A 12810-nucleotide genomic window follows, 5' to 3' on the forward strand; every position below is an offset into this window, starting at 1 on the left:
TATGAAACCAGTAGTTAGAGAGCATATCCAACAATTAGACGTATCACTCGGCGGGGGGATCGTAAGCGATAAGATCAGAGTGGATACTATTGATAATCCTATTTTAATTATCGGACTCGGAGGTACGGGAATTGATGCCCTTCTCCGCTTGAAATATCAAATTAACCGCAGATTCAAGCTTCCAGCAGATCCGATCTCCAAGAAAAAGAGCGATAAACCGGACAATGTGGAATTTCTCGCTTTTGAAACGAATGAACAAGACCGCAACAAAAAATACAAGGGGATTGGTTTGGACCCCATCAATGAGTTTGTATTGCTGTCCAATGCGGAAATCGGCGGATTGCTGCAAAACCGTAGCATTCTAGAGCCGTACATTACCGATTGGCTGTCTCCAGAGCTGAGCATTACCGATGGTATGAACGGGGCGGCAGGGGTACGTCAGGCAGGACGATTACTGCTGTTCACCAAAATTAATCAGGTCGTTCAAAGCATTGACAAAAAAATCAAAACCTTGTCTGAGGGCACCAATAAGAAGCTTATGGTGTTCCTGCTGTCCGGTTTGTCCGGCGGTACAGGAAGCGGTACTTTCCTCGATATCTCATATATCGTCCGAGGAATTATTGAGCGCGATTATGGCTCTGCAGGTGTAGACCGTGTAAATACATTAGGGTATCTGTTTACACCGGATATCAATTTGGCGAACAAAAGCCTGAGTGAGCATACACGTGAATATATTAAAAAGAACGGCTATGCTGCACTGAAAGAGCTGGACTACTGGATGAATGTAGACAGCCGTGGTGAACGCTTTAAGCAGCAGTACGGAAATATTTTGACCGTGAACTCGCCGCTTCCGCCGTTTAATCTGTGCCATCTCATTTCGGCCACGAATACGGAAGGCAAGCTGTTGGAAAATGCTTATGATTACTGTATGAATGTCACCGCCGAAAACATCACCAACTTTATGGCGAGTGAGGAAAAACAATCCGGCGAAGAATTTGCCATTCATGACTATATCAGCAATATCCGTACCAACATCGCACAAATGAATAAGGCGTATCCAGCAAACTACGATTACAATATTATCGGGGCTTCCTCGGCGGTGCTGCCAATGGAGGAAATGACGACGTATCTGGCTTATCGAATGTTTGGCAAAATGTCCAAAATGTTCGAGCAATCGCCAAATCAAGAGGATGTAGAGAAGTTTGCCCGCAAGCTGGGAGTGGATCTGGATAGCATGATCAAAAACTTTGAATCCCGTGTACCTGAGCCGCTTCCGGGCTTTGAAAACAGTGAACGGTTAAGTTATAGCAATGTCGTTAAAATGCAAGTTGTCAATATGGACACCGAGCTGGAGCAAACGTTCCTGACGCGTGCCCGCGAAGAGTATATCAAAGCGAAGAAGCAGCTTCCTGGTGAAATTACAGGACAGTTTACGGATCAAATTCGCCGGATGTTTCTGCATCCTGAGCAAGGACCGTTTTATGTATCCCGCATGATTTATACTGAAAAAGGATTTAGCTTGCTGAAAATGCTGCTTTCATATGTGGAGACGTTGCGTGAATCACTGCACCGTATTCCGACGGACATTGAATGGGCGCGTGAGCAGGCGAACGAAAAGTTGGGCGATGCCAAGAGCGCGTTTGTATCCAAGGATAAAAAGAAAAATGCGTACATTGAAGCGAAAATTAATGAATATTGGCTGCGTGCTGATGTGGAACGTACAGAGCAGCTCATTGAATTTTATGAAGACCTGTATGACCTGTTGAATAAGGAAAATAACCGCATTTATAATGTATTTACTGAAATTTTGAACGCATTGAGCGCAATATTCGAGAAGAATGGTGATCTGCTGATTAACGGCGAGGAACAGTCCGATCACAAAGGTAACAAAACGTACTATTGGAATCTGGTAAGTGTACCGGATATTTCTGAAGTTGTGACCAAGCTGCTGGATAACCGCAACGGTGACGATTTGATTCGTGATTTTGCCCAAGAATTACTCGAAAATTCAGATCAATGGGTGAAGGATCAGGATATGGACATCATCAGCTCAATCTCCAATTTCTTGACTGATAAGTTCGGTGATCTCATTACCCGTTCCATGGAGGATTTCCTCGTCATGAAATACGGGCAAGATGAAGCCATTGAAAAATTTGTGGAGCGCTACATTGCGAGCAAACTGGATGAGGAAGCTGTACCTGTGTTCCATCTGAGCAATAGCTCTGGCAACTTGTACTTCCCGTCTTGGGGATTCGTTTCGGTACCTGTACAGTCGCCTAATATCCTAAAAGGCGTTCGCAATTATCAAAATAATGCAATTGGAAAATCACACTTTACTATTAAAGAAAGTGAAGTTCGTAACCGGATTTTCTGGCTCAATACGCGTAATGGTGTTCCTCTGTTTGTATATACGCCGCTCAAAGTGTATGAAGAAAGCTATGAAAAAACGATTCTTGACCGCGAAGGTATTGGCCGCCATCTGGTGCAAACAGGCCAGAACAACTGGACTAATCTGCCGTCGCCGATTCCTGAAAAGTCATGGGGCGAAACTTACGTCAATTCGCGTGTGCAAGCATACAATGCACGCATTCGTAATGATTTTGACCGTGCCAAGTCACTTGGCGTGATTCGAGAAAAGGATGTCGATCAGAATACGAGCAGCCGCTTCACTGTAATCCGTTCACATGCGCTAGATCTGAATGCGATGCTGGCAGGCTACGATATGCGCTTGCATGAATCCAAGCCGAATTTGGGTGAGGTGAAAAGAGCATGGTCTGAGTTGAAACGTCTGCTGGCTGAAGGGCTGGAGCAGGCCGGAAGCAAGGACATCTTTGGCAGCATCAATGAAGAGATGGCGAAGGAAAACCTGATCCGTTCACCAGAGTTAACACAGGTGGTTCGTGAAGAACTGGTGAAGTATACACAAATTGAAGCAAAAGCCGCTGAACTGGAAGCTTTGCTGGGTAAATATCAGGATGAAGAAAAATGGCTGGATCAGTTCATTCAGGCTCTCTATACGGATACGATTACGAAAAAAGGCGCTTTGTATGTCTATGATCGTGACGAAGAGGAAGAGGCTTGGGAGCCGTTTGCGAACGTCATGAAGAGCCGCAATTATGTGGAGTTTGAAGTGTTTACAAACTTCCGTGGTTTGGAAGAAAAGAAATTTGCAGCTCTAATGCGCAAGGCGGATCGCCGTGATGCTGTATTGACTTCATCTGAGGATATTACACCATTGCTGGCAAAGCTGGATGAACTGGCTGCAACTTACACAGAGGCCCGCAATCAATTGGAATATGAAAAGGTGGAGCTGGCTAACGGAGCGGAACTTTATGCATTCTATGCTCAAATGGCTGGAAAATTAAACGACATCCGCAGAAAGTTGAAATAAAGTATGAGAGAGCAGCTGTTACGTTATGCGGCTGACTATGCAGCCGCAGAGGACCAATTAATCGGAAGCGGGGATGGACGCAGTAGCATCCATTTCCCGTCCGTGTTTCTTTTTATCGGGGATCGCATGAACCCGGTGATGAACACCATTGCAGATATCAACCGAACCAAGTGGGATAACAGCACGGGAGTAACATATATTCAGATTCGCTCGCAGGAAGAACATGCGGCTGTAGATCGTTCGGTGGATGCTATTGTTCATACGATAGCGGTACCGGAGGAAAGTGGCCACCAAACGATACGCCGTGACTTACACCAAGCCTTTTATACACATGAATCGCAGCTAATTGAGCTTAACACCGCGTTGCGCCGGGCTAGTGGACATCTGGCAGATTACGGTCGGTTGTATTCTTCGTTCGAGCGTGTCCATTTGTCGATCTTGACGACAGCGGATGACCCCATGAACGTATTAATCCCTGAAGTTACACTGTTGGCGGAGTATATTTTTGCACAGTCTTTTAAATCGGTACAAATGGATCTGTATGTGTTGGTGAATGAAAGCGATCAGACTGCCCAATTTGGCTACAGTAGTGCAACGTCCGTTGCTTTCATGCGAGAGCTGGACTATATCCAGAGTCCGGAGTATACGTTTACGGCACCGCTTCATATGACCGAGGACAAATTGACCATTCCGGTATCCCATGCTCCATCGCCGTTGTTCGATCTCGTCTATGTGCTGTCCGACAAGAACGAACGCGGCGTAACGGTGCCGAATAGTCTGCGAGAAAGCTGTGACATCATTTGCCACATTCAGCTTCTTAAAAACCGTTATCAGGCAGGAGATTCCTATCGGTCACAGGATGGGGGATACAACAATACATCGTTTAAAAACAACATCATGACGGAATCCGGGCGGCAGGGTTATGTGTCGGCTGGATTTTCCCGAGTCAACCGCCCTAACCAGTCAATCGCACTTACGGTGCTGTATCACTTTTATGTGAAGCTGTTAGAGCGTATGAGAACAGAGCAGGAGTGGGACATACGCGATAAGCTGAATTATTTTGGTTTAGATGCTGCTGAGCGCGGTCGCACGCGAAATGATCTAGTTCCTGGTAATGAAGCGATCACGGACATGAGTGCACTGATGACCAGCGGAGCCAGCTACGGCTCGTTGAAGCGAATGACATTACGTGAGGCGGAGGAGGCCTTGTTTGGTCAGGGCTGCGAAGCCTTTTTCCGTGATAATTGTGAACGGATTGTGCACAAACGGTTGGGAGATTTTCAGGCGGAATCAGGTCTGCAGTTGGCTGTGAATGCAGCTGCCAAGGAATATCCTGAAATCGGATTTTTCGAGCTGACAGACTGGACGGATGAAAATAAAACAGGGAATGTGCTTACGGCTGTTCGGGGGCTGATTCGTGATACGTCCAATGACTTGCAGATTAGTGCCGCTGAACTGGATACCCTGTATAACGGGCGGGTGGAGGACCAGCCTTTTCAACGACTACCACTCATGGATAAGCATAATGTGCGCAGCTTGATCCGTTACCTGACCGAGACAGTTTACGGGCACAAGCTGCACATGCTGCGGATTCAAGCGGATTTGGAGTTACTTCGCCGCTATGAACTGGCACTAGAGAAATGGCATGCACAAGCGAAGCATATTACAGTACAGCTTGCCAGCCTGGAGCGTGAACTGCATCAAGCTGCAACGGACAGTATTCGGCAGGCCGACAGTTACACAGGTCAAAACCTGTTCGAGTATTACGAGCGTGTGACAGAGGATGTCATGCGTGAGCTGGAAAGCAAGCGGGGAAAATCTATATTCTTTGATACCCGGCATATGGGGCCTGTATCCGGATTGCTGGACGGGGGTCTGTCCGCATTGGTGGATCGACTTACGCAGACCTGTCGTACCTTGATTCTCAGTTCACAGCCGTTTAATCAGACCTTCGAAGAAGAATTATTGCGGCGTGCGAATGTAGCTGCTGCATATGAAAATCGGCTGGTCGTTCCGAAGGATGAGCTGTTTAGAAAACTGTATCAAACGTTAGAGGAACATGGCGGAATTAACGTACGTTTGCTCGACTATACCCATGAGCATCGGTATGAAGAAAAGTACTTCTTTGGTGACTACGAAGGCGAATTTCTTCCTTATGCGATGGATGTGGACATTACTTCGCGTATTTACAAACTGGGTTTTGTGCATGAGCGCCGCAGTAGCGGGGTGGAAAAACTGCATTTGATGGGCGGCTTCCATCTGGAGGATCTGATGGTTTACCGCAACGGCAAAACGTATTATGAGACATATACTGCGAATGGTTTCGTGTTTCACGGAATCGACGTGGACCGGTTGCCGGAATTGCGGTAGCCACATATTCATCCTACTTTAATGATGGAAGGAAGCAACGATTCTTATGAAGCAGCGTAAATTTAACGTTCTCCTATTACTGTTCGGCTTGCTGGGCGCTGTAGTAGGCTTCATCTTGGGAGAGCTTATTCTTCACAAATTGATAGGGCATTGGCCGCATATCATCGTGATCGGGCTGTATTTTGGCATCATGGCCCTGTGCATTGGCCTAGGCTGTCTGATTGGCGAACTGATTTCGCCACAGTTAAATGGACATTCATGGCGGCAGCGCTACTCCGGGTTATCCTGGAAGTTACTGGTGCCTGCTACGTTGGTGATGTTGTTCGTGGCAGGTCTGCTATTGGAGTTGGGCTATCAGGTTAACCCTGAAGGGCGCAAGAGCGTACAGGACCTCGTACTTGTGATTGATAATTCCGGAAGTATGCAACAAACAGATCCTGATAATGAACGCCTAACGGCTGCCAAGAGTCTGATTGCCCAAATGGATGGAGACAAGCGGGTAGCCATTGTTTCATTTGAATCTGCTGCGCAGTTGGTTCAGCCATTTACTCCCATTGGCACAGATGCAGAGAAGCAAGCGGTATATTCTAAAATTGATAGTATGCAAACTATAATGTCAGGCGGTACAGAGATCGGGCTTGCTTTGGACGAGACGATCAAGGAGATTGAAACCCAAGGCAATGCGGAAAAAGGTTCTCTCGTTATTATGCTCTCTGATGGTTTTAGCGATCTGGATACCCAGACAGCATTGGCTCCTTATATCGCCCGCCAGATTCCGATTAATACGATCGGGCTGAAACTGGCAGAGTCCGATGGTATAGCCTTATTGCAAAATATTGCTAACCTGACAGGTGGAACTTATTCTAATGTAGCCAATGCCCAAGGACTTACTCAGGCGTTCGGTAAAATATATAACAAAATCGGTGATCGCACACTGGTAACGGAGCGGACAGGTGAATATGCCGACAGTCTGTATTTTGCCATTTATCGTGTAACGGCTCTGGTCATTATCGGCGCTCTATTGGGATTAGCTCTTGGGCTGATGTTCGATAACCGTTTTCTTGCACGGAATTTCGCCATTGGTGGAGTCCCGGCAGGCTTGCTCGCTGGCTTTATTTTGGAAAAAGGATTATCTGGATCGCCTATAGGCGACTTGATGATTCGTTTGTTGGCAGCGCTCGTACTGGCAGCCCTTATTGCTGTCTTTTCGCTTGTTCTGCCGATTGCGGAAAATACTCGCCGATCTTCCGGTGGAGGAAGTCAGGGTGAGTCGTCAGGACGCCGAAGAGGGGCACCGGAAGCCCCGACGCGCAATCGACGCAGCAGTGGATTTTAGAACGGGAGGCTGGAACTTATGCAGTATAGGGAAGCACAGCCCGGTGATCCTATTATTTCGGAGCTGAGCCACAAAATTGATGACAACCGGGTTGTGTTACGCTGGCAGTGGCCTGAGGGCGCAGCCGTGGTATATATTGCGAAGCAATCAGCCGATGCAGGTGTGAATGGGCAAAATAAAGGTGAAGTTTTACCGCCTTTTTCAAGCCTAAAACTTTTTACACGCGAGGAGTATAAGGCTGCTGGCAGCTATCGTGACCGAATTGAAGGCATTGGACGCGTGCGGTATACCGTGTATCCGGCTGTTCGGGAGGATGGAGACACTTACGTGATCCGTCAGCAAGACGGAGCCAACCAACTGGAGTTGAGCACCGGAAGGGCTAAAATCAGATATGCGGTTCACCATAAAAAAGGCTGGTTTCGCAGCCGCAAAACCGTCCAAATTCAGGTGACAGCCGAAGTTCCTGTCCCGCAGGAGGCGCTTTGCTACGTGAAGAAGCGTGGGGGCTATCCCGCAGATCGGGACGATGGAACCTTGTATCCGTTCACAGCACCTTTTGTTGCGGGACGGAATGTTTTACCCGCTGTTGAAGTGGGGGGAGATGAATATGTGCGGCTGTTTTTTACGGACGGCCAGAAATATGGCACGGTATATGAATTAGTTCCTGAATGAAAGGAGGCCGCAACCGATGAGTTTTCTTAGCAATTTATTCAGAAGAAAGCCACAGGCAGCGCCAAGGCCGTTATTTTATGATATTGTGTGCCCTTATTGCTTTAGTAAATTCTCCCCGGAGGAAGTAGTATTCCGTGCTTCTCATCACCGTGAAGATGACGAGGACTACGCTTTGGGTGAAGATGAGCTGTTGAACAAATATCGGGAGCGTTTTGGCTTGGACAGTGTGCATGATATGGAGGCGATTTTACATCCCCTTGATGTTCCTGAGGAACATCGATTGTATTCTGATCATGTACTGACAGGACTGACCGACCGTTATGGCGAGCTGACGCGTCACCGACTGTGCCCGCACTGCCATAACGAGTTGCCCGTGACTGCGGGTAAGGTGCCTAGCAATATCATTTCGATTATTGGAGCTTCGCAGGCAGGGAAATCTGTTTATATGACCTCCCTGATTCACACGCTGCAACATGTTACGGCCGATCATTTTGACGCGGCTTGCATGCCACTCAATGCAGAGATCAGCCGAAAGTTCCGCACTATGTATGAGGAACCCTTATTTGAAAGAGGCGATCTGCTTACATCGACACAAAAAGAAAAGATGCAGGAGCCTTTTATCTTCCAGTTCGTATTTAAGGATGAGGAAAAGCCGCCACTGACGCTAGTGTTTTTTGATGTCGCCGGTGAGGGAATGGTAGATCAGGACTATCTGGGACTGCATGGACAGCATATTAAGAATTCTGCAGGTATTCTCTTTATGGTCGATCCACTACAAATCCGCTCTATTCGGGAGCGCATTAAGATTAACCTTGGCGATAAGCCGGGTGAGTGGGTCTCACAATATGATGAACCGCGTGACGTTGTACTTACGATGTTCGGTGATTTTATTGCCTATCAGGAAAAAGGGAAAACGGACATTCCGACCGCTGTCGTCCTGACCAAAAGTGATATGCTTACTGCGTTGGCAGATGAAGAAGGCACATACATCAAGACGAACAGCAATATTTTTAATCCGATGGAGCATCGCAAATATATGGATTTGGATGAGTTTGCGAACATTGATGGCGAAGTTCGGCGCTTCATCGAAAAGGTGGATAAACCGTTCAAGGGCACGATGGATGTATATTTTACGGATACGGCCTATTTCGCGGTTTCCGCGCTGGGTAGCAATCCGGTTGAGCAAAAGCTGCAAGGGTTGGTTAGTCCGATCCGTGTGGATGAGCCATTTATTTGGCTGCTTTATAAGTTGAAGTACATTGAGGGGAGAGAATCACAGTGAGTTATGCTACCTCTCATTTGATACAACAGCAGATGTACACACGGGAACGGCGTGGTATTTTCCGTTCTACGGAAGGCTTCGATACAGTGGCTAATTCCAAAGGATTGGATGCTTCTTTTATTAAAAAGGTGCTGCATCCCTTATGTGTATATGATGCGCCTGCTGCTTTGACGGCGCGCGGCGAGAAACAGGAAAGTGTCTATCCGGAAGCCATACATCTGGTACGGACGGAGTCCGGGGATGTAGTACTTGGCCGCAGTATTTATAAGGCTGCGGATTTTACTGGGCTACGAAGCGCCCTTTTCACGCACAACTATGTGATTCCAGCCGGACATGGTGAATCTCCGTCTGACTATAAGCAGTGGCTGAACACCTCCTTTGTTGATACTTATGATATTGAGCAGGGAACGGATTTGCCGGAATTGGAGCGCCTACCAGGTGGAAGTGTATTTCCGGCTGTTGACCCGTCTACAGTGCTGGCTCAATTGCAGCTGAGCGAAGAAGTGTTCAAACAGCTTTTATACGCAGTCATGATGTCCGCAGCGGGTCGCAAAAAGGTATACGTAGCGCTGAATGTTCCTGTAGAAGCGGTCGGATCTTCAGCCAAGCAACTGCTTGGTGTGTTATATGCAGCACTGCCTTATGCATTTCGCAACAGACTCGGATTTCTTACATATGCACAGGAACCAAACAGCAGAAAAGGCATTCACTTGATGTTTGTTGAGCCTTTTAGTTTGCGTCCCGGTGATCGGAATGTAGAAAAGGACTTTGTATTTGACCTGTCTAATCATAGTCGAATACTTAATGTGGATGCAGAGCAGGTGAGACAGCCGTATTTTGACTGGATCGTCCGTACGTTGTTGAATGGTGAGACGCCGGACGATTTCTTCAAATTTGCCGAGCAAATGCTGACAGGTATGGAGGCTGGGCGTGATTTGACGCCATCCAGCTATCATGAGCTAATTACGTTGTACAGAATTGAGCAGGGAGAGCGGGCATTATACAACGAACAACGAATCACTGTGTTACGAAGCCTGACTGATTATTTATCGCCACCCGATGCGCTGCCACGTAAAATGAGGCTGAATGATCTGTTTCTGTCGTTCTTTGATCATGAATTTGATCGGGTGAAGGATGGATATATTCCGGATGTAGGCCTGGTAGATAGTTTCAAGGACTATTATAAAGTTCATGCACGCAGCAGCGAAAATCGGTTGGTGGAATATTTAATCCGTTCGCTAAACAATGCTTATACTGCCAGAAATACGGAAGCAGTCACGTATATTTATCATACAATTGAAGAGAATCCATCATTAGGCAAGGCATATTTTACGAAAGTGTTGGGTAATCCGGCACTGACAAAAATGCTGTTCATTCCCTACATGGACAGTCAGATGAAAAGAACACCGGATGCCAAGGGGCTGCTGGCTGTTGTGCACGAATGGGGCAGTAGGTATATCGAAGTGTCGGCGAATGCCGATTTTCAGCTTTTGGCAGAATCTGCACTGATGGGTCGACTGCGTGCGGAAAGAAAACCAGTAGAGGCTGTGGCTGCCATTCACCAACGCTTGCGTCAATGGGACAGCAACTCTGCCGTAGGCAAACTGTCCCCGCTGGAGCAATCTGGATTGACAGAACGCTTGCAGGAAGCGTCGGATCGGTATTTACTTACCGAAGTAGAGCTAAAGGAAATATCACCCGATCAGGTCGTACAGATTCCTTTTTTCACACGGCCTGATTTGGTGCAGTGGGTTGGAAAGCTGCCTGCTCCTCTTAAGGGACAAGCTGTGCGATTAGTTGCGGCTTATGATTGGTTTAACACGGAGGACCCGGAACCGTCGGTGCTGGACGGTCTGGAGCCCGGCGAAGTAGAAAAGGTACAGGATTGGGCTTACAGCTGGCTGCCCCAGCAGCTTGCGGAAGGCCATTTTGCCCGTCTGTTGCCTGCCTTTTATCGTTCTGACGGGCCGGGAGAGGGAATATTGGATTTCGCTCGCCTGGTCAGTTCGATTCGCAAATGGGCAAAGGATAACGATACGATGTACCGCTTTATCCGATGGTCGGAGGAACACCCTGAGTTTGCTACTCCACGCGGCGGTTTTGAACCATCCTACAGACGTGCGCTACTTCTATTCTTCCAAAAGGAAGGACGAGAGGGACTGCATAAAAAAACGCTGTGGCGTCAATATTTTGAACCTGCGAAGCCTGCCTTTAAAAATTTCTATTTGGCAGCAAAGCGTGAGACGGACACGCCTCTGGTCAAAACGCTTCGTCGTTTCCGTAAAGGTGGGGTGATTTCCGGGATCGTGCTGATTGTCATTGCAGGTACGCTAGGCGGCCTGAAAGCAACCGGGGTGATCGGATCTGCTGACACACCTGCGCCTGTTGCCACTCCGAAGCCTGTACAACAACAGCCTGTAGAGCCTACAGTGCCCGTAAAAAAGGAGCCTACGGCGATAGTGACACATGTGCCTAATACCAAGTCCACTACGAAAATGGTCAAGCTGTTGTTTGCGTTTCAGACATCGACAGAGCAGGCAGAATTTAAGCCGAAGAAGCTCGTCATTGTCGGTGCGGATCAGCAGGAGCACTTATACGAAAATTTTACACTTGCTGAACAGAACGACAAGGAAGCAGCCAGTAAGGCGAACAATGATCCATCCGGTGATGTAAACACTGGGAGCGCCACTACAAAAAGCACGACAGCAGATGGACAATCCACGGACAATGGTTCCACAGCTCGTGGGGGTACATCCAGTGGAAAAAGTGGTGATCAATCTGGAGCAGTGACTGGCAACACGGACGGAGGCTTGACTTCGGAGATTACTACTGAGGGTAGTGGCAATGGAGCAAATACAGACACAGACACTGACACACCATCGGAGTATGATCTGAAGAAGTATCCTTATCGTACGCTATTGACCCTTTGGCAGCGGTTGGAACTGAATGATGCTAGCACGGTTACCGTTGATGGAGAAGAATATCCGCTAGTTCAAGTGAAAACTGCGGACTAAGCAACTATAAAACAGAAATGAATGATGAATGAAGTAAAAGACGGGTTTCCTTCAAAGGACTCGTCTTTTATTGTGCCTATATTTCCATAAAGGATGAATTTGTAATTCAAAATTAACCCTATCTAATAAAGCATCATGTTACGAAAGTATTGACACTAAGTAGACAGCTGATTAAAATTAGTTGGAATTCAAACTATTAAAATTAGATAGATATGGAGGTTCGTAGTGAGATGGGAAGCGAGGTGTATCCCGTTTGTCTTCCTTGGGAGGAAGAGAGCACGATGTATTTAATTAAATGGATTTTCACTACCGTCCGGCGCGAAATTGAAATAGCACTGCGCCCTTTGGGGCTCACCTCCCCACAATCGCAGACGCTCTATATACTGGCGATGTCGCCTGGAGTCACCAATACGGATTTGGAAAAGCTATTGCTTATTGATAAATCAAGCGTTACTAGCCTGGTTAACGGGATCGTTAAGAAAAACTGGGCAGTACGCAAAAGTCACCCGGAAGATGCACGCATGAAGCAAATCTATTTGACTGAGGAAGGCTTGAAGATTCACAAGGTAGCTGAACGTACTATTGAGGCAATTAAAAGCTCGGTAGGGGAAACGTTATCTGTCGGAGAATCGGAGACGCTGCGCGGCCTGCTTAAAAAAATTCTCCGCGACTACCACCCTGCGGACGCCCGTGCATGAGCGAATATATAGAGATTTTACCCGGATAGGGGTATTCAAAAGCAGTG

7 protein-coding genes are annotated in these 12810 nt (G+C 47.4%); all 7 read left to right on the forward strand.

Annotation, left to right across the window (positions count from 1 at the left end; genetic code table 11):
* Window position 1 precedes the first annotated feature (1 nt).
* Window positions 2–3391 (forward strand): tubulin-like doman-containing protein, encoded by a 3390-nt coding sequence (locus MKY98_RS11400; protein ID WP_069010198.1) that lies wholly within the window; start codon window positions 2–4, stop codon window positions 3389–3391.
* Window positions 3392–3394: 3 nt separating this feature from the next.
* Window positions 3395–5761, forward strand: coding sequence for a transcription initiation factor TFIID (locus MKY98_RS11405; protein ID WP_069010197.1), 2367 nt, complete (start codon window positions 3395–3397; stop codon window positions 5759–5761).
* 46 nt (window positions 5762–5807) lie between these two features.
* Window positions 5808–7097: a vWA domain-containing protein gene (locus MKY98_RS11410; RefSeq protein WP_069010196.1), complete on the forward strand. Its 1290-nt coding sequence runs from the start codon at window positions 5808–5810 to the stop codon at window positions 7095–7097.
* Window positions 7098–7115: 18 nt separating this feature from the next.
* A complete protein-coding gene (locus MKY98_RS11415) occupies window positions 7116–7769 on the forward strand; it encodes a beta-mannanase (RefSeq protein WP_069010195.1) in 654 nt (217 codons plus the stop codon).
* Between the two features lie 16 nt (window positions 7770–7785).
* On the forward strand, window positions 7786–9051 hold the full coding sequence (locus MKY98_RS11420) for a TRAFAC clade GTPase domain-containing protein (protein ID WP_029519150.1): 1266 nt from the start codon (window positions 7786–7788) through the stop codon (window positions 9049–9051).
* The gene (locus tag MKY98_RS11425) at window positions 9048–12065 is read left to right on the forward strand and encodes a GAP1-N2 domain-containing protein (protein WP_029519151.1); all 3018 of its coding nucleotides are present in this window, start codon (window positions 9048–9050) and stop codon (window positions 12063–12065) included. Before MKY98_RS11420 ends, MKY98_RS11425 begins: the two co-directional genes overlap by 4 nt.
* Before the next feature lie 230 nt (window positions 12066–12295).
* Entirely contained in the window at window positions 12296–12763 is a 468-nt protein-coding gene (locus tag MKY98_RS11430) for a MarR family winged helix-turn-helix transcriptional regulator (protein ID WP_029519152.1), read from the forward strand.
* Window positions 12764–12810 lie beyond the last annotated feature (47 nt).

The sequence above is a fragment of the Paenibacillus sp. FSL M8-0228 genome (assembly GCF_038007385.1).
Taxonomy (GTDB): Bacteria; Bacillota; Bacilli; order Paenibacillales; family Paenibacillaceae; genus Paenibacillus; species Paenibacillus polymyxa_D.